We start from the raw sequence: 23,845 nt of genomic DNA, 5'->3' as shown, positions 1-23,845 counted from the left end.
TCCTTTCCGGCTCGGGCACAATGACATTTCCCGTGGGGCCACCCCGGCACCCCATATCGTCGATTGTCCGCTCTCGGCATTTTACGCGAGCGACCTGGGGGTGAACGCTCGGTGAGCGGCGGCGGGCGGTCATAGCGGTACGGCACGCGGTCGTCGAAAATGGAGAAACCCGGACCGGGAGGTGACAGATGCGCCCCGAAGCGCTCGCGCGAATCGAGCAGCGGCTACGTGCCGGTGCCCGTCGCGACGGTGTCACCGATCTGGTGGTCGGCGTCGCGGTGTTCCGGGCCGGCAAGCTGCTCGTGGTGCGCCGCGTACCCGGCGCCGACCTCGGCGGGATGTACGAACTGCCGGGCGGGGGAGTCGAGGACGGGGAAACCCTCACCGAGAGCGCGGTCCGCGAACTGTACGAAGAGACCGGGCTGGTGGCCCGCCGGATCACCGAGTTCCTGGGCTGGTTCGACTACGCCACCCGCACCAAGGCCAAGGTGCGCAAATTCAGCTTCCTGGCCGAGGCCGAACCCGGGGAGATAACCCTGGAACCCGACGAACACGACGCCTACGCCTGGATCGACGCCGACGCCCTGGGCACCCTGCCGATGGCCCCGGATATGCGTGAGGCGGTGGACCTGCTGATCACCGAAGAGCGCGGACCGGCCGGAATACGCTCGGGCCCGCCGAACAGGTAGCGTCGCGGCCGTGTCCAGCGTCGCGCCCGAACCCACCCCACCGGGCCCGGCGGCCGATGCGGACGAGCGGAAACACGATCTGCGCGCCGTACGCGACGCGGTCCGCACCAGTCCCGGTGCGCTCCGGCTGACGCTGGTGCGGTTCAGCAGCCAATTCGGCGACGGCATGTTCCAGGCGGCGCTTTCGGGAGCGATCCTGTTCAACCCGGAACGGGAAACCGATCCACTCGCCGTCGCGGCCGGTTTCGCGGTGCTGCTACTGCCGTATTCGGTGATCGGACCCTATGCGGGCGCGCTGCTGGACCGGTGGGATCGCCGGCTGGTCCTGCTGATCGCCAATATCCTGCGCGGGCTGCTCATCCTCGCCGTGACCGCCGGCCTGCTGACCGGGATCGGCGCGAGCCCGCTGCTGCTGCTGGCCCTGGCAGTGGTCGGTATCAGCCGGTTCACCTCGGCCGGGGTCTCCGCCGCGCTGCCCCGGGTGTTGTCCCAGCGGTGGCTGGTGACGGCGAACTCCGTGCTGGCCACCGCGGGCTCGGCCTGTGCGGCGGTGGGCGCGGCGGCCGGGGTGGCCGTGATCGGTCTCATCGGGGCCGGGGATACGGGTTCGGCGGTGGCGGTCGCGGTGAGCGCGGCCGGGTCGGTGGCCGGCGGCCTGCTCGCCGCGGGTTTCCGGCCGCGGGTCCTCGGACCGGAAACGAAGTCCGGTGATACCGCCGGCGCGGTACGCGCGGTCCTCGCCGGCCTGGTGGTGGGCGCGCGGGCGGTGCGGCGTTCGGTGGACGTATCCAGCGCGATGATCGGGATCGGGACCCACCGGATCGTTTTCGGCGCCAATACGCTGATCATGGTGCTGGTGCTGCGCGAAGCGCCCGCGGCCGGGACCACGGTCGACGGCGGCCTCATCGGCTTCGGCGTGGCGATCACCGCGACGGCGTCCGGGATGCTCGGCGCCGCCCTGCTCACCCCGTTCCTGATCCCCCGTCTGGGCCGGTCACGCACGGTGCTGTTGGCGCTGTCCTGCGCGATCGTCGTTCAGCTCGCGCTGGTCGCGCCCACCGCACTGGCCGATTCCGCCGACGCCACCCACCGCGCGCACCAACTGCTGCTCGCCGGCGCATTCCTGTTCGGCCTCGCCGGACAGACCGTCAAACTCACCGGTGACGCGGCCATGCAGATCGAGATCGCCGACGACCGGCGCGGTCAGGTGTTCGCCCTCCAGGACACGGTGTTCAATATCGCGTTCGTGCTGGCGGTCGCGCTGACCGCGGTGGTGGTCCCGGCGGACGGCCGCTCGATCGTCGTGGTCCTGATGGGTGCCGTCTGCTACGGAGCGGGTGCCGTAGCGGTGCTGTCGAACAACCGGCGTGCGCACACGATCATGCCCTCCGGGTCCGGATCGGCCTGATCGAGGAACCGCAGGAGCCGGACGGGAACAATGGAGTCGGACGGAAGGAGGCCGGCGTGGGACTCGATCTGAACAGCGACCTCGGCGAGGGCTTCGGGGCGTGGCGGATGGGCGACGATACCGCCATGCTCGATATCGTCACCAGCGCGAATATCGCCTGCGGATTCCACGCCGGTGATCCGGTCATCATGCGCCGCACCTGTTCGCTGGCGGTGGCGAAGGGCGTACGGATCGGCGCCCATATCGGCTACCGGGATCTCGCCGGATTCGGCCGCCGGGCTCTCGATATCGCACCGGCCGAACTGCGCGACGAAACGCTCTACCAGATCGGCGCCCTCGACGGCTTCGCCCGGGCGGCGGGGGACAGGGTGCGCTATGTGAAACCACACGGCGCGCTCTACCATGCCGCCGCGGCGCAGCCCGCGCTCGCCGATGCCGTGGTCGCCGGACTGCGCGAATACGATTCGGCGCTGGCGTTGCTCGGCCCGGCCGGCACTCATCTGCAGGAATCGGCGGCGCTGGCGGGTATTCGTTTCGTGAGCGAAGGATTCGCGGACCGGGCCTACACGGCCACCGGCGGGCTGGCCCCGCGCGGCACTCCCGGCGCGGTGCTGGACCCGGATGCGGCCTTGGCGCAGGCGGTGACGCTGGCGGAAACCGGCACGGCCCGGGTCGCGGGCGGCGGCGGAACCGTCGCGGTGTCGCCGGACAGTATCTGTGTACACGGCGATACCCCGGCCGCGGTCCAGATGGCCCGGCGCATCCGGACCGCCCTCGAGGACGCGGGAATCGCGGTAGCGTCGTTCACCTGAACGAGCGGGGAACGGGGTGAGTGAGCTGTTGCGGACGCCCGGGGACGAGGCAGCGGTGCGGCGCGCCGGTGACCGCGCACTGCTGTGCTGCCCGCGGCCGGACCGGGTCGCGGCCCTTGCCGCCGAATTGGCCGCCCGGTCGCTGCCCGGCGTGGTCGATCTGCTCCCGGCCGCGGAAACCGTTCTCGTGACGCTGGACTCGGCGAAATCCGCCACGCGTTTGTACGCCGAGCTCGAGCAGCTGGTCGCCGCGCTGAACGCGGCGGAAAACGGCAATGTTTCCCGTGGAACATCGCCCTCCGGAGAGCCGGTGCGGATTCCGGTCCACTACGACGGGCCCGATCTGGCCGAGGTCGCCCGCGCGTTGGACCGCACACCGGAGGACGTCGTCGCGGCGCATACCGGGACGGTGTGGCGGTGCGCCTTCGTCGGATTCGCACCCGGATTCGGTTATCTCGAATCCCCGGACGGCCGGCTCGACGTGCCCCGGCGCCCGAGCGCGCGCACCCGGATCCCGGCAGGTTCGGTCGCCTTGGCCGGCGGCTATTCGGCGGTGTACCCGCGGGAGAGCCCGGGCGGGTGGCAGCTCATCGGGCGTACCGAACTCGACCTGTGGGATACCGGCCGCGATCCGCCGGCGCTCATCCGGGCCGGTGCGTCCGTCCGGTTCTACGATGCGGCGGCCGGACGATGATCGTGATCGAGGAGGTCGGGCCATCGGCGACGGTGCAGGATCTCGGCCGGCCGGGCTGGTTCGATTCCGGTGTCGGCCCGGCCGGTGCCGCCGACCGGGCCGCGCTGCGCCTGGCCAACCGGCTGGTGGGCAATCCGGAGAGCCACGCGGGCATCGAAGTACTGCTCGGCGGCCTGACGCTGCGAGCCGAGGAATTGGTGCTGGTGGCGGTGACCGGGGCGCCCGCACCGGCCACCGTGGACGGCACCCCGGTAGGACATGCCGGCGTGTTGTGCCTCGACCCGGGTGAGGTCCTGCGGCTCGGATACGCCCGCACCGGGCTGCGCAGCTATATCGGCGTCCGCGGAGGTTTGGATATCGCGCCGGTCCTGGATTCGCGCAGCTACGACACGCTCTCCGGAATCGGGCCGGCGCCGCTGCGGCCGGGCGTCCGGCTGCCCATCGGACCCACACCGGGGACGTGGCCGGCCGTCGATCAGGCCCCGCAGCCGGACCTACCGGCGCTGTTCGAGATCCGCGCCCTGCCCGGACCGCGTGCCGACTGGTTCACCGACCCCGCCGCCCTGTTCACCGGGCACTGGACGGTCAGCCAGGACACCGATCGGGTCGGCGCCCGGCTCGACCGCGCAGACGGCCCGCCGCTGCGCCGCGCCGATACGGCGGAGCTGCCGACGGAGGGGATGGCGCTCGGCTCGGTGCAGGTGCCGCCCAGCGGGCAGCCGGTGGTTTTCCTCGCCGACCACCCGATCACCGGCGGCTACCCGGTGATCGCGGTGGTGCTCGACGCCGATATCGACCTGATGGCGCAGGCGCGGCCCGGGCAGCGGATCCGGTTCCGCCGCGCCGGCCTCACTTGACCTCCGGCCGAGTCGGCGCCAACCGCGCGTGCATGAGGTACACGTTGTAGGAATCCCATTCCGACATCGTGAAATACAGGTCACGCGCGGTGGACCAGGGATGAATGAACCCGCCGTACGCCTTCGGATAGTCGGTGGTGGACACCAGCTGCACCGGCTCCGACCAGACGCCCTGGGCAACCTCCGCGGTCCGCAAGACGATCGCCCCGCGCGCCGGATCCAGATACGACATCTGCCACAACCCCGATTCGGTGTCGAATCGCACGGAGAGCTCGCTGGCGATGCCCGGCACCAGCGGCGTGGCGATATTCTCCGCGGCCGGCGCCCAGCTGCCGTTCACCCAGTATTGGTACGCGGACTTGTTCAGCACCTCGTCCTTCGGCACCCGCGCCAGCCCGATCACACCGATCCGGCCGTTGGGCGTGCCGAACATGTACACGTAGTCGCCGTGCGGCACCATCGCCGCCACCTGGAACCGGCCCAGCCCGAACAGGTTCTCCCATTTGGCGTGCTGATCCTTGACCCACGTGCTGCCGTTGTCGTCGGAGTAGGCGATCCCGCCGTAGTTGGTCCACCACAGGCCGGGGATACGGCTCCAGCGGTTCACCGACATATAGCTCAGGTACTGCCGGTCGCCGAGGGCGAATCCGGAGGTCGGAATGGTGGTGGTCTCCCAGTTCTTGATCTTGCGGCTACCCAGCAGTTCCGCGGCGTGGCAGCGGCTGTCCTGCACCATCGTGTCCAGGCGCAGGCCGTCGGACAGGTCGCGGTCGGTGCTGTAGGCGAGGATATTGCTGCGCCAATCGGCATCCGCGCTGCCGGCTCCGCCGGGTACCCAGCCCTTGCCGAAGGTATCCCCGAACACCACGGCGACCTTGCCGGGCTCGGTCTCCCACATCAGACCCAGATCGGTGCCGTCGACCTGCCAGCGCATATCGGTCCGGTTCGCCGAACCGGGCCCGGTGACCTGCTCGACCAACCGCACCTCCTCCACCTGGGGCGGGGCCGCGGCCGCGGCCACCGGACCGGGCTCGGCCGGGTGCACAACCGGCGGCGGGGCGGGCTGCGGCGGTTCGCCCGGCCCGCCGGGGATCGGGATCGGAATGGGCTCGATCTCCGGTTTGATCTGGATCTTCGGCAGTTTCACCGGATCCCCGGAACCCGAACCACTACCCGAACTGCTCCCGGCAGCCGAACCGGTGGCCGAACCGTTTCCGGAACCGCTCTCCGGTGGATCCGGGGGTGCCGGTTCGTCCTTGTCCGGCGACTCGGGTTCCGGAGTGTCGCGAATATCCGGGCACGGGTTGCGGCACGGGTCGGTGGGCAACGGCTCCGGAACGATCCGCGTGTTGTCGTGCGGTGGATCGGGTACCGGCACCGGCGTGAGCTGCGGTACCGGTATCGGAATATCGATCTGCGGCGGCACGGTGACCGGCGGTGGCGGCGGCGCGGACGGATCGGGCGCGCGGTCCAGCGGATCGAACCCGGTCTCACCGCAACTGTTCACCGGTGGCGGCGCCCACGGATGCGGCGCGGCCTGCGCGGGGACACCGGAATACCCGAACAGAACCGACCCCGCGAACATGACAGCGAATCCCCGGGTCACCCGCACCGCAGCCCCGCCACCAGCACTGTTCAACAGTTCGCTTTCTCCTGTTCAGACCCGTTGTCGCAGTGAACCTACCGGAATCGGACAGCCGTGGCGCGCATTGATCATCGACACGCACCGGTGACTTCTCCGGGCGGCTCCGGAAGGACGCGGATCACTCACCCGGACACCGCGACCCGCAACGTGACCCCGGCGACTACCTGTGGTTCCCGGCGGCCGCCGGCCAGTACCCTCGGAACTGATCATGGCGGCGCAACCCGACCCTCGATCGGCTTCCCCGTTCTCCCCGCTGTGGGCGGTCGACCTCGGAAAACGACTGTTCGAGCAATCCTGGCTGGAACAGTGGATCAGCTATACCTCCGCGTGGATGGAACCGGTGGCCGATCTCGGCGCCGGGACCGTCACCGCGCTGCTGCCCGACACCCTGCTCACCGTGCTCAGCGAAGGGATCCTGAGCCGGTTCGGCGGCCACCGGATCAGCGCCACCCTGCTCGGCCATCAGCTCACCGGCACCTTGGAGCAGCTGAAAGTCCGCCGCCGCGGCGCGCATTTCCAGACCAAGGCGGTACTGCGGGACCTGGACTGGGACGGCTTGGCCGTCGCCGAGGTCACCGTGATCGCCCACGAGGTCCGGCTGGTACCGGGCGTGCCGACCCGGGTCCGGGCGCAGCGGATCGATATCGACGGCACCGTCACCGTGCAGGCGATCCTCGGCCGGCTGGCGGACCGGCAACGCGACTGGGAACTGTCGATTACCGAGCACGGGCTGGTCCGGGCGGTGCATCGGCGCCGCCGCATCAGCGCCGAACTGGACGCGGGCATCACCGACGATGTGCTCACACTGGATGTGCGCCGGGCCACCTGGTTCGGTATGCCGGTCCCGCGGCGCTGGCGCACGACAAGCCCCATCGCGATCCCGGAACTACCGCGCGGTGCCCGAGTCCGGGAGGCCGTTCGCGAGGGCGAAATGGTCCGGTTCCGGATCGAGGTCGCCCCGGTCAGCGGGTCGTTCGACCTCGCCCAGATCCGTTCGGCCATTGTCGCCGGGACCACCCTGATCGTGTTCTGATCAGGCAGTTCACTGCTGCGTCTGCCACCACTCGGTCAGCGCCTCCTCGGCTTCCGCGCGCGTCAGCGGCCCGCGGTCCAGGCGCAGTTCTTTCAGGAAACGCCAGGCGCGGCCCACCTCCGGGCCGGGCGGCAGGCCCAGCAGCTCCATGATCGCGTTACCGTCCAGATCCGGCCGGACCCGCGCCAGATCCTCCTGCTCCTGTAGCCGGGCGATCCGGGCCTCGAGATCGTCGTAGGTGGCACGTAGCGCGGCGGCCCGGCGTTTGTTGCGGGTCGTGCAATCCGCGCGCACCAATTTGTGCAACCGCGGCAGCAGTTCACCGGCGTCGGTGACATAGCGGCGCACCGCCGAATCGGTCCACTGGCCCTTCCCGTAGCCGTGGAACCGCAGATGCAGGAACACCAGCCGCGCCACATCCTCGGTGAACTGTTTCGGATATTTCAGCGCGCGCATCCGTTTGCGCACCATCTTCGCGCCCACGACCTCGTGGTGGTGGAAGCTGACCCCGCCGCCGGGTTCGTTGCGTTTGGTATCCGGTTTGCCGATATCGTGCAGCAGCGCCGCCCAGCGCAGCACCAGGTCCGGATCGCCTTCTTCCTGGTCGATCGCCTGCTCCAGCACGGTCAGCGAATGCCAGTACACATCCTTGTGCTGGTGATGTTCGTCGATCTCCAGTTTCATCGCCGGCACCTCGGGCAGCACCCGCTGCGCCAGCCCGGTTTCGCACATCATGTTGATGCCGTCGATCGGATAGTTGCCGCCGATCAGCTTGTCCAGCTCGGTGCGGACCCGCTCCGCGGTGATCCGGTCGATCTCCGGCGCCATTTTCTCGATCGCGGTCCGCACCCGCGGATGCGCCTGGAAACCGAGCTGGGAAACGAACCGCGCCGCGCGCAGCATGCGCAGCGGATCGTCGCCGAACGAATCCTCGGGGGCGGCCGGCGTGTCCAGCACCCCCGCCAGCAGCGCCTCCATCCCGTTCAGCGGATCCACGAATTCCAGCGCGCCATCGGCCGCGATCTTCACCGCCATGGCATTGACCGTGAAATCGCGGCGAACGAGATCGCCCTCCAGACTGTCGCCGAAACTGACCTGCGGATTCCGCGAAACCCGGTCATAGGTGTCGCTGCGGAAGGTGGTGATCTCCAACTGCTGGCCGCTCTTGGCCGCACTCACCGTCCCGAACGCCAGGCCACCGGTATCCCACAGCTGATCCGCCCACCCGTTGAGAAGCTGCTGCACCTGCTCGGGCCGGGCGTCGGTGGTGAAATCCAGATCCGTCCCGAGCCGCCCCAGAATCGCATCCCGCACGCTGCCCCCCACCAGGTATAGGTGGAACCCACGTGCCGCGAACAGCTCCCCGAGGGGCGTCAGCACATCGGACAGCCGGCCGAGCGTGATCGCCGCCGCCGCCAGCAAACGAGTACGGCGATCCAGCACAGCATCCTCGGACTCCGTCGAAACCACAGCTGAACTTTATTGGCGCGCCTTCGGCGCGCGAGTTTTGGGCCTGTGTTTTTGGTGCCGCCTCCGGCGGCACGGGGTTTTGGCCCGTCCCTGCGTTCAGTCCTCGAAGCGAGGCGGCGCAGCCGCGAGTCTCGAGGGCTGAACGCAGGGACCGAGGGGGCCAAAACCCCGCGCCGCCGGAGGCGGCGCAAATAAACACTGCTCTAGTATTGCGTAGTGTCTCCGGCCGATCGCGCGAACAGTCGACGCCGCCAGCCCCGGCGCCGTGGTTCGGCCGGTGGTGCGGCGAAACCGCGTATGCGTACCGTGCGCGAGACCTCGGCCGGGGGGTTGGTCGTCGATGGTTTGGACGGTCCGCCGGAGCGGCGTTGTGCCGCGTTGATCGGGCGCACCGACCGTCGCGGCCGGCTGCTATGGTCGCTGCCCAAAGGGCATATCGAAGAGGGCGAAACCTCCGAGCAGACCGCTATTCGTGAGGTCGCCGAGGAAACCGGTATTCAGGGCGTGGTGGTCGCCGAATTGGGCAGTATCGATTACTGGTTCGTCACCGAGGGTCGGCGGGTACACAAGACAGTGCATCATTTTCTGCTGCGTTCGGTCGGTGGTGAACTCTCCGACGCGGATGTGGAGGTCACCCAGGTCGACTGGGTGCCGTTGAGCGAATTGAACTCCAGGCTCGCCTACGCCGACGAGCGCAGGCTGGCCGAGGTGGCGAACCGCCTGATCGACCGGATGGAGACCGGTAAGCGATGACGCGTGGACCGAGCCGGATCGTTTTCCTGATCCTGGCCATCCTCGGTGCGGTGACGGCGCCCTCGGCGCTGCCCGTGATCACCGCGCACGCCCAGCCGACCGGGTCGGCGGAGGATTCCGCGACCCCCCAGTTCCTGAAGTTGTCGCTGGATTCGGTGAGCCCGAACACCGTGACCCCCACGAGTGAGCCGGTACTGACGGTGACCGGGACGGTCACCAATATCGGTGATCGCGGGGTGGAGGCGGTCACCGTCCGGGTGCAGCGGGCGCGGGCGATCGCCGATCCCAGTGAGCTGCGCACCACCTTGAAGCTGGATCAGGTCAACTACGACTATCCGACGCCGTTCCAGGACATCGCGGTGCGGCTGGAGCCGGGTCAGCGTCAGCAGTTCACCCTGTCGGTACCGCTGCGTGACGGCACGGGGGAGTCGCTGAACATCACCGAACCGGGTGTCTATCCGCTGCTGCTGAATGTCAACGGGACCCCCGACTACGGCGGCCAGGCCCGGTTGGACGACGCCCGGTTCCTGCTCCCGGTACTCGGCCTGCCGGCGGCCACGGACGGTAGCGCCCCGCCGCTGCCCGCACCGGCGAATCCGGCGGTTTCGACCACGCTGCTGTGGCCGCTGGCCGACCGGCCGCGGATGGTCGCCGGGCAGACCGGTGAGCTGGACCGGACGGTCGAGCTCACCGATGACGAACTGGCTGCCTCGGTGAGCCGCGGCGGGCGGCTGGACGAACTGGTGGGCGCGCTGGAAGCGGTTTTCGGTGACGAACGCGCCGCCGGTGGGCCGGCCTCGGCGATCTGCCTGGCCGTCGACCCGGATCTGCTGCTCACCGTGCAGGCGATGACGAAGGATTACCGGGTGCTGGCCAGTCCGTCGGATCCCGACGGCGCGACCCGGCCGGGTTCCGGCACCGAATCCGCGCAGCAATGGCTGGACAGATTGCGCGGGCTGGCCGCGTCGATGTGCACGGTGGCGTTGCCGTTCGCGCAGGTCGATATCGCTGCGCTGGCAGCGGCGAACGATCCCGCGCTGACTGCCCGGGCGCTCCAGGATCCCGCGTCGATCGTCGATTCCATCCTGAACACCCGGTCGGTTCGCGGGGTGAGCCTGCCCGATTCGAGCAGCCTCGATCCGGCCGCGGCGCAACTGCTGAAATCCCATGGTTTCGATACCGCGGTGCTCGCCGGTAATGCGGTCGCGCCGGAGGGCGGGGTGGGCGATCCGTATGCCACCGTGCCCGATCTGGTGCGGTTGCCCGGCATCGCGGGTGCACCGCCGCAGCCCGCGCCCGTACCGCCCGGCGGTACGGAACAGGAGGCGGCCACCACGCCGGCACCGGCCGAGGGGCAGGTGGGCCCCGAGCTCCCCAACACTCAGCCTCCGGCACCACCGAATCAGGCGGGCAGCGGCGGCGCCTCGACCGGCGATCCGGCGCTGCGGGTCGCGACGTTCGATATCTGGCCGGCCGCCGCGCTGGCCGGTATCGGATCCAACCCGCCGACCCCGGCGTACGTACCCGAACCGGCTCGCTACCCGGTGACCAACGATTCGCGCAGTGCCCGTCTGCAGGACGCCCTCGGCGCCTTGTCCTGGCGGGCGCTGCAGGCCGATCCGGCGCGCCCGCGGTCGCAGCTGATCATGCCGCCGCAGCAGTGGGGCGCCAACCGCGACGAGGCCGTCGCCGTATTGCGCCAGCTGGAGCTGCTGGCCGAGAACAAACTGGTGGATCCGCGGCCGTTCGACGAACTGGCGAGCCGACCCCCGGATCCGGCGCCTTATCAGCTGGCACCACTTCCGGAGGCCGCGGTGGAGGCCGTACCCGGTCATTTCGCAGTACCCGCGCGCGACCAGTCGCATCGGATCACGCAGCTGCTGGCGGCGATGGTGGAGGTCCCGGAGAGCCAGCCGACCCCGCGCGGCTACCTGAACCCGCTGCGGGACGATCTGGTGCGCGCCCTGTCGCTCTCGGATCGCCGGGGCGGGCCCACCGCGCAGGCCGAGGTGTTCGCCCAGCGCCGGATCGAGAAGGCGACCGCCGCGGTGGACGAGATCTACCGGTCGGTGACGGTGCTCCCGCCGGGCGGTGTGTACACGCTGGCGTCCGAATCGAGCCCGCTGCTGCTGGTGGCGCGCAATGATCTGCCCATTTCGATGCGGATCCGGTTCCGGATCGACGCTCCGCCGGAAACCAAGATCACCGATATCGGTGAACAACTGCTGCCCCCGCGAGGCACCCGCTCGTTCCAGATTCCGACCGAGGTGAGCGACAGCCGCAACTTGGTCGTCCCGATCTCGCTGAGTACGCCCGAGGGAGTCCCGCTCGGTCACGCGACCTCGATTTCGGTGCGTTCCAACGCCTACGGGCAGATCCTGGCGATCATCACGGCCTGTGCGGCCGCCCTGCTGTTCCTGCTCGCCGGGCGCCGGTTGTGGCGGCGGTTCCACGGCGAACACGATCCGGCCGACAAAGGTGTGGATCCGGGTGTGCGGCGGCGGGTGATCCGGTTGGGCCGGGCCCGGCGCCGGAATGCCGGCCAGGCCGATCTCCAGGTGAGCGACGAGGCGTTGCGCGCGGCCCGCCGCCGGGAACGAGTGTGACGACAGACCCCGGTGTCGCAGTTCGGACAGCTACCGGTTGACCGGGGGAGATGACCGGCACGCACGTCCCATGGAAGATGGAAGGGTGTGCGCACCGGCGCCCCGGGTCTGTCCCGGTGCCGGTGCGCGGCCGGATACGGCGTCGCGCGCACAGCAGGAGTTCGTCGCGCGCGACCGGGCGAACTGTTCGGCACGACACAGGTGACAACCGGCAAGCGGGGGTCCGGGCGATACAGGAGGCATGATGAGCGACGATGAATCCTCCGCTCATCGGCAACAGCCCGGTAAACAGCCCGACGGTCCCCGAGGCCGGCGGGCCCCCCGCGCTCCGTGGGAGCGGGTGTACCCGGCTCCCGGATCGGAGCCGGAAATGAGCGGGCCGCCGCGCGAGACGGAACGCGGCCGCGAACCGTTCCGGGAGCCGCCGCCACAGCTGCGCCGCGGCGACCGGCCGGCCGACCCCGGGAACCGTCCCATGCCGCCCGGCCGGCGGCCCGTACCTTCCCCTGGTCCGCACCCGGGGGAGGACAGGTATGCGCCGAACCGGGCCCGCACTCCCGGAACGGACGACCGGACCCCCGGCGCGGCCCGGCCCGCGCCCCCCGCGCCCAGCCCGCGGCCCGGCGCACCCGCGAACCCGCCTTCCGGGGCCCGGCCCGCGGTACCGCCCCCGAACCCCACGGGCGGCCGCCCGGCGAATCCGCCCGCGGGTGCCCGGCCCGCGGGACCGCCGGTGAACCCACCGTCGGGTGCCCGGCCGGCGGTACGTCCCGATCAGAACCCGGCGCCGCAACCCGCGGTTCCTCCGGCAAACCGGCCCGCGGCGTTCCGGCCACCGGTGACGCCGACCGGTCGTCCACAGCCCGGAACCGGCACACCGCCGCCCTCGCGCGGGCCCGATAACCAGGCTCCCGCGCGCCCGGGTGCGGTGGCGCCCCCCGACGGGGCAGCGCGCCCGGGTTCGTCCGCACGACCCGATCCGGCCGCACCGCCACACCGGTCCCGGCCCGAGCCCGGCGGACCGCCCTCCGAACCGTTCCCGGCCCAGCGGATGCGCCCGGTCCAACCCGGCCGCGACCCCCGCCGGCCGCCCACACCACCCGCGCCGGACGGGCGGCGGAACCCGCCGCCGGCGCCCGGCCGACCGGCCGGTGCGCCGAGTCCGCAGCAGAACCCATCTCATCCGCAGCGCGGACCGGGTCCCCAAGCACCCCTGCCGGGCCGTCCATCGCGTTCGCAGACCCCGCCGAACCGGCAGGCACCGCCGTCGCAGCCGCTGCGCCGGATACCGCCGGATCGCGGCCCGCAGCGTGCCGCACCCGCACGGGTGGGTGCGGACAGCCGGCCCCGTACCGGGCCCATGGCAGCGGTGGCCGAACAACCGGAGATCGCGGGCAAACCCGACAACAGTCAGGCCAAACTTCTCAAAGACTCCGGCTCGATCGCGATCGCGACCCTGATCAGCCGGATCACCGGTTTCGGTAAACAGCTGCTGCTGCTGGCGGTGCTCGGGCCGGCCATCGCCAGCGCGTTCACCTCGGCCAGCCTGATCCCGAACATGATCGCCGAACTGGTGCTCGGCGCCGTGCTCACCGCCATCGTGGTGCCCACGCTGGTCCGCGCCGAACAGGAGGATCCCGACCACGGCGCATCCTTCATCCGGCGGCTGGTCACCGCGGCGTCGGTCATCCTCGGCACGGCCGCGATCCTGGCCACCGCAGCGGCGCCGATCCTGGCGACCCATGTGTTCGTCTCCGCGGACGGCAAGGTCAATACCGCGCTCACCACGGCGTTGACGTTCCTCCTGGTCCCCGCCGTCCTGTTCTACGGGCTGTCCGCACTGTTCACCGCCATCCTCAACACCCGGGGCGCGTTCAAACCGGGTGCATGGGCGCCGGTGCTCAACAATGTCGTCGTACTGGTGGTCCTCGGCCTCTACGCGCTGACACCCGGTGAGATCACCCTGGACCCGGTGCGGATGAGCGATCCGAAACTGCTGGTCCTCGGCTGCGGTGTCACCCTGGGCGTGATCGTGCAGGCCGCCAGTCTGCTGCCGGCCATCCGCCGTCAGCACATCGATCTGCGCCCGCTGTGGGGTCTGGACAACCGCCTCAAACAGTTCGGCACGATGGCGGCGGCGATCATCCTCTACGTCCTGATCAGCCAGATCGGCGGTATTTTCGCCAACAACATCTCCTCGCACGCGGACGAGGCCGGTCCGGCGATCTACCAGAACGCCTGGCTGCTGCTCCAGCTGCCGTACGGCGTCATCGGAGTCACCCTGCTCACCGCGATCATGCCCCGGTTGAGCCGCAACGCCGCGAACGACGACACCCCCGCGGTGGTCGACGATCTGTCGGCGGCCACCCGGCTCACCATGATCGCGCTGATCCCGATCGTCACCTTCCTGACCCTGGCGGGCCCGCAGGTCGGCGACGCGCTGTTCGGGTACGCGAGGTTCGCCGACGACGCCTCCCGGCTCGGGACCGCGGTCAGTTTCTCCGCGTTCACCCTGATCCCGTACTCCCTGGTACTGATCCACCTGCGGGTGTTCTACGCGCGCGAACAGGCGTGGACGCCGACCTGGATCATCCTCGGTATCACCGCGATCAAGATCCTGTTCTCGGCGCTGGCACCGTTCATCGCCGACAGCAGTGAACAGGTCGTGATCGTGCTGGGCGTCGCGACCGGTCTCGGCTTCACCACCGGCGCCGTGATCGGCGGCTATCTGCTGCACCGCAGTCTGGGCGATCTGCGGATGGCCAATGTGGGACGTACCGTCAGCCGGGTGCTGCTGGCCTCGCTGGCCGGCGGCGCCGTCATGCTCATCGCCGACCGGGTGATGGGCCTGGGCCGGCTCACCGATTCGCTCGGCGGGCCGGGTTCGTTCATCCGGGTCGGTATCACCGCGATCGTGATGTTCGCGGTCGCGTTCGGTTTGATGCGGCTGGCCGGAATCCCGGAGGTCGTGGCCATCACGGTCGCGGTCTCGCGACGCCTCGGCATCACGCCGCCCGCGCCGCCGCTGGACCTCGGCGAACCCGCCGAAGAGGAGCACACCACCCGGATCCTGCGCCGCCCCGACCCGTACCTCGCGTACTCCGGGTTCGATTCGGCCATGGACGCGCAGAGCACAATGGTGCTACCGGTGATTCGGCCGGACTCGGTTGATCGCACCGTGGGCGGCCAGTTCCCGTACCCTGTTCGGCAGACCGGCACAAGTGGCAGATCCGCCGAGTTTGCGGCATACCAGGGCGAAGGAGGTCCGAGGGTGAGCGACGACGCGGTGGGCAAGGACCCAGCCGCCGATTCTTCCTCGAATCCGGCGAGCGGTCGCCTGTCCACCGATGTTCCCCCGGAGCAGTCGGAGCCGGGCGAGGCGCGCACCCAGCGTGCGGATATCGATTCCGCCGAATCCGCCCACCCGCCCGAGCCGGACGGCGGGCCGGACTACGACGAGGACGCGGGCCCGGAATCCGATCGGCCCGGCGCTCACCTGTCCGAAGAGCATGTGCAACGGACCGGCGCGGGTGTATCGGCCACCGACCCGGTCTACGACACCGGCATGATCGCCGTACCGCCGATGACGCAGGCGAGCCGAGTACAGCGCGGGCCCAAACTCATTCCCGGCGCTTCCGTCGCCGGTGGGCGCTATCGGTTGCTCGCCGATCACGGCGGCGCGCGCGGACTGAAGTTCTGGCAGGCCCTCGATATCAAGCTCGACCGGGAAGTCGCGCTGACCTTCGTCGACGCCGATCAGAAGGCGAGCGGTAATTCCGGACAGGACGGCCCGCAGGCCATTCTCTCCCGTACGCTGCGGCTCGGCCGGATCAATTCGCCGGGCCTGGCCCGCGTGCTGGACGTGGTGCGCGGCAGTTCCGGCGGCATCGTGGTGGCCGAATGGACACCCGGGCGGTCGCTGCGCGAAATGGCCGAAACCGTACCGTCGCCGATCGGCGCGGCCCGCGCCATCCGGGTGCTCGCCTCGGCCACCGAAATGGCGCACCGCAGCGGCGGCGCGCTCTCCATCGACCATCCGGACCGGATCCGCATCAGCGCCTCCGGCGACGCGGTACTCGCCTTCCCCGGCACCCTCGGCGATGCCGACCCGCAAAGCGATGTCCGGGGTCTGGGCGCCATGCTGTACGCGCTCATGACCGCCCGGTGGCCGCTGCGTACGGGTGGGGTCAGTGGTACCGCCGCCACGGTCGGCGGGCTGCGCCTGGCCGATTTCGGTGCCGACGGAACCCCCGTCGAACCGCGTCAGATCCGGCCCGAGGTGCCCTTCGAGATCTCCGCGGTGGCCGTACGCTCGCTGGAACCGAACAAGGGCGTCCGTACCGCCGCCACCATCCAGCACGTACTGGAACAGGCGTCGGTGGTCGACCAGAAGACCGATTTCATCCCGGTCCTGCGGTTGGGCCAGCGCGGCCCCGCGCCCGCCGACGAATCCCTGGCCGATCCGGAACTGCTGGCCGCCGAACGTGATCGGTCGCAGCGGATGATGTGGATCATGGTGGCGCTGGGCATTCTCACCGCCCTGGTCGTCGGGATCGTCATCTGGTGGCTGGTGAGCGTATTCGCGCCCGGTGATTCCAGTGAACCGCTCAACGAGCAGCGGGTGATCGGCCTGACCACCAGCCGGGCGCCCGAGGAATCACCGAGTCCGGCCGCCCCGGCACCTACCTCCGACGCCGCCGGCGGGGTACCTGTGCCGCTCGCCGGGATCACGGTGCTCTCCCCGGAGGGCACACCGGACGATCCCGGCGGAGCGGCCACGGCAATGGACGGCGATCCCGCCACCGCATGGCGCACCGACCAGTACTTCCAGCAGTTCCCCGCCCTGAAGAAAGGGGTGGGCCTGCTGGCCACGCTGCCCGCCCCCGCGAACCTGACCAAGGTGACGATCACCTCGGCCACCCCCGGGACCTCGGTCGAGATCCGCACCTCGTCCACCGAATCGCCGACCCTGGACCAGACCCAGCTGGTCGGTACGGCGGTGCTCGGCGACGGGGTCACGGAGGTGCCGGTAAAAACCGATCAGGCGGCGCGCTACGTTCTGGTCTGGATCACCGGCCTGGGTAATTCGGGCGCGCAGTTCCAGAGCGAGATCGCCGAACTCGGGTTCGAAGCAACGCCGTGACCAGCATCTTCGGCGTCTCCCCGGGATCGGTGTGGCGTGCGAATCCGGTTGCTGCCGAATGGTTGCCGGGATATGATCACGATCCGCGCTCCCAGGAGGGAGCCGGTGGGATCAGGGGTTCGGTCCCGCTCGCTGAATGCACGCAGTAATCGCCATCGGCCGGATTCCGGCCCGGTCGAGGCTGTCGTGGGCGGTTGTCCAAGGGGTTGGCTATTGTCGTCCGAATTGAATGCGGGGGTTCGCGGGGGGACGGCACCGTCTCCCGAGTCGGGGGCGCGAGGAACCGGGTTCGACACCACTTCGGATACCGAACTGCTGCGGGCGCACGCGGCCGGGGCACCACATGCTTTCGCCGAGCTGATCCGCCGGCACAACGATCATCTGTGGCAGACCGCGGCGCGGGTGTGCTACACCCCCGAGGACGCCGCTGATTCGCTCCAGGAAGCCCTGTTGTCGGCCCACCGCAATGCCGGGTCGTTCCGGGCCGAATCCGGGGTACGCACCTGGCTGCACCGGATCGTGGTCAATGCCTGCCTGGACCGCATCCGGCGCAATCGAGCCCAGCGCACCGTGGTGCTCCCACCGGACGTATGGCCCGAAATATCCGATCACGCAGACCATTACGGCCGGATAGATGTTTCCATCGTCCTCGAACGTGCCCTGTTCCGGCTCCCACCGGACCAGCGGGCGGCGGTGGTGGCCGTGGACGTCGAGGGCTACAGCGTCGCGGACGCGGCCGAATTGCTCGGTGTCCCGGTGGGCACGGTCAAGAGCAGATGTGCACGGGCCCGGCAACGCCTGAAGACCGAACTGGATTCTTTCTATACGGAGGGGAACCGGATGTAACCGCGCAGCGTCATATCCAGTGACACATTTTTCCTCCCCAACGGTATGTACCCGGGGGAGTACAACCACCGAACCCAGGAATCGAAGCCCGAGTCAGATGGACGCAGCAGCATTGGAGGTGCGAAGGTCATGAGCCCCGTTCCGCAACCTCCCTTCCCCGCGGAGTTGCTCGCCGATCTGCACGCCGGGAATCTCGACCCCGAACTCAGCGCCCGGCTGTGGCCCGCCGTCCGGCAGGATCCCGAGGCCCGCCGCTATCTCGATTCGCTGGATTCACTAAGCGAATCGCTCGCCGGAATGGCAGGGTCGGACCGGGTGGTCCGCCCGATGCCCGGCGATATCGCGGCCCGGCTGGAAGCGCTGGCCGAAGCCCTCGGCAGCGCGGCCGTCCCAGTGGACGGTGCCACCCCGGCGGAGTCCGTGGAGGCCGTCGGGTCGCCCGATATCGGCGAGCTTGCCCCGGCAGCATCGAGCACGGCGCCGATGAGCGCCGACCGGCCCGGCGCCGTGGACGTCACGCGATCCGAGCCGGCGGCAGGATCCGGCAGTGCGCAGCCGATCTCGCTGGCAGACCGTCGTCGTCGCCGGCGTATCGCCGCCACGCTCGCCGCCGCCGCGGTGATCGTGATCTGCGCCGGTGCCGCACTGTTCGTCGGTATCCGCACCGAGCCCGACACCCGGCCGACTGCCGCACCCACCGGCACCGAGGCCACCGAACCGGCCACCGAACTCGATACCGCGGTCGCGCTACGCGCGCTGGGACGCCACGACGTACCCGGCCGGTTGGCCGATCCCGCGGCTCTCGAGGCGTGCGTCCGGGCCGCCGGTGTCGACCGTCCCGTGCTCGGGTCCACGGAGACGACCTTCCGCGACCGTGCCGACGCGGTGCTGATCCTCGTCGGCGGGCGAGACGGTGCGCAGATCACCGCACTCGTCGTCGGACCGGGCTGCGGCCCCGGCAACCCCGACCTGCTCTCACCCATCACCGATATCGGCTGAGCACTTTGCCGCCGAACCAGCGGCTCCGGTCCCGGTCCGAGCGCCCACCGCACGCTCTCCGGATAGACAGCCACCGGGGAACAAAGCGCGTCTACGCTGTTGTTGACCGAAACGACCCCATCAGCTTCTCCGGAAGGGCCCCATGAGCACGCCAGTTCGCGACCTGATCATCGTCGGCTCCGGACCGGCCGGATACACGGCCGCCGTGTACGCCGCCCGCGCCGAACTCGAGCCGCTGGTATTCGAGGGCACCCAGTTCGGCGGTGCGCTGATGACCACCACCGAGGTCGAGAACTTCCCCGGCTTCCGCGACGGGATCATGGGCCCCGACCTGATGGAGCAGATGCGCGAGCAGGCCAAACGCTTCGGCGCCGAAATTCGCACCGAGGATGTGGACGCCATCGATCTGAGCGGTCCCGTGAAGAAGGTCACCGTCGGTGACGACGTCTACGAGGCGCATGCCGTGATTCTGGCCATGGGTTCGGCGGCCCGGTATCTGAACGTCCCCGGTGAGCAGGAACTGCTCGGCCGCGGCGTCAGCGCCTGCGCCACCTGCGACGGGTTCTTCTTCAAGGGCCAGGACATCGTGGTGGTCGGCGGCGGCGATTCGGCGATGGAAGAGGCGATCTTCCTCACCAAGTTCGCCTCCAGTGTCACCATCGTGCACCGGCGCGACGAGTTCCGGGCTTCCCGCATCATGCTCGAACGCGCCAAGAACAACGACAAGATCCGCTTCCGCACCAACGCCGAGGTGGCCCGGGTCCACGGTGAGACCAGCGTCACCTCGTTGACGTTGCGCGACACCCGCACCGGCGAGACCGCCGAACTGGCCGCCACCGGGCTTTTCGTGGCCATCGGTCACGATCCGCGCAGCGAACTGGTCCGCGGCCAGGTGGATCTGGACGCCGAAGGTTATGTCGTGGTGCGTGAACCGGGCACCGAAACCACCGTCGAGGGCGTTTTCGCCGCCGGTGATCTCGTCGACCACACGTATATGCAGGCGATCACCGCCGCCGGCACCGGCTGCCGCGCCGCCATCGACGCCGAACGCTGGCTCGCCGAGAAGGGCGATATCACCAGCAATACGCTTCCGCACGCCGACCAGCCGGTCGCCGTCGCGGGCAACTGAGCACCCTGGCAATTCGCTGCCCGGAGATCAAGGAGAACAGCCATGTCCGAGTCCACCAACACGGTCACCGTCACCGACACCTCGTTCGCCGACGATGTTCTGCAGAGCGAGAAGCCGGTACTGGTCGATTTCTGGGCCACCTGGTGCGGGCCGTGCAAGATGGTCGCTCCGGTACTGGAGGAGATCGCGGGCTCGCATGCCGAGAAACTCACCGTGGCCAAGCTCGATATCGACGCCAACCCCAACACCGCTCGCGATTACCAGGTGATGAGCATCCCGACTATGATCCTGTTTGCCGGCGGCAAGCCGGTGAAACAGATCGTCGGAGCCAAGGGTAAGGCCGCACTCCTGCGGGAAATCGAAGACGTCATCTGAACGTCTCGAATAGGCCATCCGGCGTCCGTCACGCAACGACGCGCCGTACTATGCCCTGACCACAATTGTCGAATTCCGGTCCGGGTCTGACAGAATCGACCACGCTCCGTCGTGCGAGGGTGTACGCCATCGCATGAGTGGGTACCCGGGATTGACGGAAGGAAGGGCCCTCACGCATGCACCGACTTCGTCACGGCGACACCGGTCCAGCCGTAGCAGAGGTTCGGAGCACCCTGGCGAGTCTGGGGTTCCTGCACGCGCACAACGGCGCGCAGGCCAATGGCGCGGACGAGTACTGGAAAGACACCGAAGCCACTTTCGATTATCAGCTCGACTCCGCGGTGCGTGCTTTCCAGCAGCACCGCGGACTGCTGGTCGACGGTGTGGTCGGTCCGGCCACCTACCGGGCGCTGAAGGAAGCGTCCTATCGTCTGGGTGCCCGAACCCTCATCTACCAACTGTCGGCGCCGTTGTACGGCGACGATGTGGCGACCTTGCAGCGCCGGCTGCAGGACCTCGGCTTCTATGTGCACCGGGTCGACGGTTTCTTCGGCCCGCATACGCACGAGGGACTGACCTCCTTCCAGCGTGAAATCGGGCTGGCCGCCGACGGTATCTGCGGTCCGGACACCCTGCGGTCGCTCGAACTGCTCGGCGCCCGGGTCACCGGCGGTAACCCGCACCGGATCGCCGAAGAAGAAGTGGTGCATCGGGCGGGTCCGCAGCTCACCGGAAAACGGATCGTCATCGACCCGGGTCTGGGCGGATCCGATCGTGGGCGCGCGGTGCCCACCGAGTTCGGCGATGTGTACGAACAGGAAATACTGTGGGACCTGGCCAGCCGGCTGGAGGGCCGGATGGCCGCCACCGGAATGGAGACGTTCCTGTCCCGCCCGTGGGGGAGCAACCCCACCGATGTGGAACGCGCCGAAACCTCCAATGCCTTCGACGCGGATCTGATGATCTCGCTGCGATGCGCGTCGAATTCCAGTCCGATGGCCAACGGTGTGGCCGGATTCTACTTCGGCAATTCGCACGGTTCGGTGTCGATGATCGGGCAGGTGCTGGCCGGGTTCATCCAGCGTGAGGTGGTCGCCCGGACCTCGCTACAAGACTGCCGGACCCATCCGCGGACCTGGGATCTGCTGCGCCTCACCAAGATGCCGACCGTCCAGGTAGATCTGGGTTATGTCACCAACCAGTACGACGCCTCGGTACTGGCCGATCCACGGATGCGCGATGTGATCGCCGAAGCGATCCTGATCTCGGTGAAACGGCTCTATCTGCTGGGTCAGGATGATCAGCCCACCGGCACATACACTTTCGCCGAGCTGCTGGCCGAGGAACTCGCCGCCGCCGACAGCGGCTAGCGAATCCCCCGGCCGTTACCTCAAAGAGTGAGGATCCGGGTCGGTACGGTCATCGACGCGGCGGCCAGCAGCTGGTCGAGGGCGCGTTCGACGTCCTCTTTCCAGCCGTGATCGGTGTCGAGTTCCAGACGCAGCCGCGGGAAACGGTGATGCGGTGCGATCACCTCGAACCCGACGTCCTCCAGGAAATCGGCCTCGATCATGCAGTTCTCGGGGCTGCAACCCAATACCGATCGCCGGGCACCGCGCCCGGGCACGCCGATCCGCTCCATCAAGCGCATGGTGCCGGTCGGCCGGTCGGAGAGGGCGGTGCTCGTCGACGCGCCGCGGATCCCGAATGCTTCCAGGGCACGTACCCCGCGCCGGACCAGGTCGGTGACGACGCCCTGCACCAGCCGGTAGGCGATATCGCCGTCGAGGTCGGGGTACTCGGTGCCGAGAGTGGTGAGCAGGACGGCGTCGGGGCTCACCGGCGACGTCGGGAACAGACCGGCGCGCGGCACCACCCCGGGCGGGGCGTAGAGCGCGCACCCGACTGTCTTCTCATCGATGGTGGCGAGTTGCCCGCACGACCCCCATTCGAGCATCACCGTGGAGATCCAGGCTTCCTTCTCGAAAACCGGATCACTGAACTCACAGGAGTCGGCGGCCACCGCCGGATCGATCTCCCAGAACACGCAGCGGCGAGCATGCGCCGGGAGCCGGCTGATACTTTCCAGGGTTAATCCTGTGACGCTGGTCGACACCGCTCTGCTCAGCCTCCAGCTATCCGATTCGTCTACGCTCACGCCGCATCAATGTTTTCTCGCCAGCAAGAATATGCGATCAAGCGAACCCGCCTCATTTCGCGTCACCAGGTCTTCCGTTCAGGCATGCTTCGGGTCACGGGGCCCCGGATCAGCGGCTGTCACAGTGACGTTTTCTGCCCGGGGTGTGAGTTACGCGGATTACAAGCCGAAATTTCAGTTGTTCAGCGAAGTTTGCAGCATCATCTCGACGATACGTTCCAGATCATCGACCGATCCGAACTCGACCACAATCTTGCCCTTCCGCTTCCCGAGGCTCACCGAAACCTGCGTATCGAACGACGACGACAGCCGATCGGCAACGTCCTGTAACCCGGGGGAGTGGATCGGCGGCCGGCGCGGCGCGGGTGGTTTCGCCGGTTCCTGCTCACGGTTCGCCAGCTTCACCGCTTCCTCTGTGGACCGCACCGAAAGTCCTTCGGCGACGATCCGGGCGGCCAGCACCTCCTGCGCATCGGCGCCGCCCTCCAGCCCCAGTAGGGCGCGCGCATGCCCGGCCGACAGCACCCCGGCCGCGACCCGGCGCTGCACCGGAATCGGAAGTTTCAGCAGGCGGATCATATTTGTCACCACAGGACGCGACCGGCCGATCCGGGCGGCCAGCTCCTCCTGGGTGACTCCGAACTCCTCCAGCAGCTGCTGATAGGCGGCGGCCTCCTCGAGCGGGTTCAGCTGCACGCGATGGATATTCTCCAGCAGAGCGTCGCGCAACATCGCATCGTCGTTGGTTTCGCGGACGATGGCCGGGATGGCCTCCAGGCCCGCCTCCTGGCAGGCCCGCCACCGCCGCTCACCCATGATGAGCTGATAGCGATCGCCACCCGGCTCCAGTTCACGCACCACGATCGGCTGCATCAAACCGAACTCGCGGATCGAATGGACCAGCTCGGCCAGCGCCTCGTCGTCGAAATACTGACGCGGCTGTTTCGGATTGGGCTCGATCGCGGCGGGTGGGATTTCCCGGTACACCGCATTACCGGCCCCGGCAAGCTCTGGAACCTCGCCGGGATCGGGGACCTGGTGCAGATAGGTGGATGCGGGACGCGGGCCGGGATCCAGGCCGATCACCGCGTTGGCGGCCTCAGTTCCCAAACCACCCGCGACGGGAGCCGGGCCGGTGGGGATCAATGCCGCCAGACCGCGTCCCAGTCCACCCTTTTTCGACTGACTCACCGGCCTGCCCTTTCCGTTGCCCGTATCCACAGCCATG

At 69.0% G+C, this 23,845-nt stretch carries 17 protein-coding genes and 1 pseudogene; 14 read left to right on the top strand and 4 right to left on the bottom strand.

From position 1 onward, the window contains the following. Positions 1-188 precede the first annotated feature (188 nt). The 5 genes from ACQEVO_RS30795 to ACQEVO_RS30775 are packed head-to-tail and all read left to right on the top strand — an operon-like array spanning position 189 to position 4,460. Positions 189-689 (top strand): NUDIX hydrolase, encoded by a 501-nt coding sequence (locus ACQEVO_RS30795; RefSeq protein WP_432919927.1) that lies wholly within the window; start codon positions 189-191, stop codon positions 687-689. A 10-nt stretch (positions 690-699) separates the two neighbouring features. Then, entirely contained in the window at positions 700-2,097 is a 1,398-nt protein-coding gene (locus ACQEVO_RS30790; RefSeq protein ID WP_432919926.1) for an MFS transporter, read from the top strand. 56 nt (positions 2,098-2,153) lie between these two features. Continuing rightward, positions 2,154-2,909, top strand: a complete 756-nt coding sequence (locus ACQEVO_RS30785; RefSeq protein ID WP_432919925.1) for a LamB/YcsF family protein — start codon at positions 2,154-2,156, stop codon at positions 2,907-2,909. A gap of 16 nt (positions 2,910-2,925) precedes the next feature. Then, positions 2,926-3,603 carry a 5-oxoprolinase subunit B family protein gene (locus ACQEVO_RS30780; protein WP_432919924.1) on the top strand — a complete coding sequence of 226 codons (678 nt, stop codon included), beginning with the start codon at positions 2,926-2,928 and terminating at the stop codon, positions 3,601-3,603. Then, a complete protein-coding gene (locus tag ACQEVO_RS30775; protein WP_432919923.1) occupies positions 3,600-4,460 on the top strand; it encodes a biotin-dependent carboxyltransferase family protein in 861 nt (286 codons plus the stop codon). Before ACQEVO_RS30780 ends, ACQEVO_RS30775 begins: the two co-directional genes overlap by 4 nt. Here the strand turns inward: ACQEVO_RS30775 and ACQEVO_RS30770 are convergent. Beyond that, positions 4,453-6,045 carry a DUF4185 domain-containing protein gene (locus ACQEVO_RS30770; RefSeq protein ID WP_432923188.1) on the bottom strand — a complete coding sequence of 531 codons (1,593 nt, stop codon included), beginning with the start codon at positions 6,043-6,045 and terminating at the stop codon, positions 4,453-4,455. The genes ACQEVO_RS30775 and ACQEVO_RS30770 overlap by 8 nt on opposite strands. 268 nt (positions 6,046-6,313) lie before the next feature. On the opposite strand from ACQEVO_RS30770, the gene ACQEVO_RS30765 reads away from it, so the two are divergent. Next, positions 6,314-7,138 (top strand): hypothetical protein, encoded by an 825-nt coding sequence (locus ACQEVO_RS30765; RefSeq protein WP_432919922.1) that lies wholly within the window; start codon positions 6,314-6,316, stop codon positions 7,136-7,138. Between the two features lie 9 nt (positions 7,139-7,147). Here the strand turns inward: ACQEVO_RS30765 and ACQEVO_RS30760 are convergent, their stop codons facing one another. After that, positions 7,148-8,608, bottom strand: coding sequence for a CCA tRNA nucleotidyltransferase (locus ACQEVO_RS30760; RefSeq protein ID WP_432919921.1), 1,461 nt, complete (start codon positions 8,606-8,608; stop codon positions 7,148-7,150). A 216-nt stretch (positions 8,609-8,824) separates the two neighbouring features. Here ACQEVO_RS30760 and ACQEVO_RS30755 point away from each other — a divergent pair, with 216 nt between their 5' ends. The 8 genes and pseudogenes from ACQEVO_RS30755 to ACQEVO_RS30720 all read left to right on the top strand — a co-directional run bounded on the left by ACQEVO_RS30755 (position 8,825) and on the right by ACQEVO_RS30720 (position 21,829). Continuing rightward, the gene (locus ACQEVO_RS30755; RefSeq protein WP_432919920.1) at positions 8,825-9,361 is read left to right on the top strand and encodes an NUDIX hydrolase; all 537 of its coding nucleotides are present in this window, start codon (positions 8,825-8,827) and stop codon (positions 9,359-9,361) included. Next, positions 9,358-11,967, top strand: coding sequence for a DUF6049 family protein (locus ACQEVO_RS30750; RefSeq protein ID WP_432919919.1), 2,610 nt, complete (start codon positions 9,358-9,360; stop codon positions 11,965-11,967). Before ACQEVO_RS30755 ends, ACQEVO_RS30750 begins: the two co-directional genes overlap by 4 nt. Positions 11,968-13,327: 1,360 nt before the next feature. After that, complete coding sequence (locus ACQEVO_RS30745) at positions 13,328-17,110, top strand: lipid II flippase MurJ (protein WP_432919918.1); 3,783 nt, start codon at positions 13,328-13,330, stop codon at positions 17,108-17,110. Positions 17,111-17,335: 225 nt separating this feature from the next. Continuing rightward, positions 17,336-17,956 (top strand): RNA polymerase sigma factor SigM, encoded by a 621-nt coding sequence (gene sigM, locus ACQEVO_RS30740; RefSeq protein WP_432919917.1) that lies wholly within the window; start codon positions 17,336-17,338, stop codon positions 17,954-17,956. A 129-nt stretch (positions 17,957-18,085) separates the two neighbouring features. After that, the gene (locus tag ACQEVO_RS30735) at positions 18,086-18,955 is read left to right on the top strand and encodes a hypothetical protein (RefSeq protein WP_432919916.1); all 870 of its coding nucleotides are present in this window, start codon (positions 18,086-18,088) and stop codon (positions 18,953-18,955) included. 142 nt (positions 18,956-19,097) lie between these two features. After that, positions 19,098-20,084, top strand: a complete 987-nt coding sequence (gene trxB / locus ACQEVO_RS30730; protein ID WP_432919915.1) for a thioredoxin-disulfide reductase — start codon at positions 19,098-19,100, stop codon at positions 20,082-20,084. A gap of 39 nt (positions 20,085-20,123) precedes the next feature. After that, positions 20,124-20,459 (top strand): annotated as a pseudogene (gene trxA, locus ACQEVO_RS30725) (thioredoxin); the annotation flags it as partial. 176 nt (positions 20,460-20,635) lie between these two features. Continuing rightward, positions 20,636-21,829 carry an N-acetylmuramoyl-L-alanine amidase gene (locus ACQEVO_RS30720; RefSeq protein ID WP_280398934.1) on the top strand — a complete coding sequence of 398 codons (1,194 nt, stop codon included), beginning with the start codon at positions 20,636-20,638 and terminating at the stop codon, positions 21,827-21,829. A 20-nt stretch (positions 21,830-21,849) separates the two neighbouring features. Here the strand turns inward: ACQEVO_RS30720 and ACQEVO_RS30715 are convergent, their stop codons facing one another. After that, entirely contained in the window at positions 21,850-22,575 is a 726-nt protein-coding gene (locus ACQEVO_RS30715) for a GNAT family N-acetyltransferase (RefSeq protein ID WP_432919914.1), read from the bottom strand. Positions 22,576-22,791: 216 nt separating this feature from the next. Next, positions 22,792-23,808 (bottom strand): ParB/RepB/Spo0J family partition protein, encoded by a 1,017-nt coding sequence (locus ACQEVO_RS30710; RefSeq protein WP_432923185.1) that lies wholly within the window; start codon positions 23,806-23,808, stop codon positions 22,792-22,794. Positions 23,809-23,845 lie beyond the last annotated feature (37 nt).

Source organism: Nocardia sp. CA-290969, assembly GCF_050936135.1.
Classification (GTDB): domain Bacteria; phylum Actinomycetota; class Actinomycetes; order Mycobacteriales; family Mycobacteriaceae; genus Nocardia.
The sequence above is the reverse complement of the archived record's forward strand: the minus strand, read 5'-3'. Positions and strand labels throughout refer to the sequence as shown.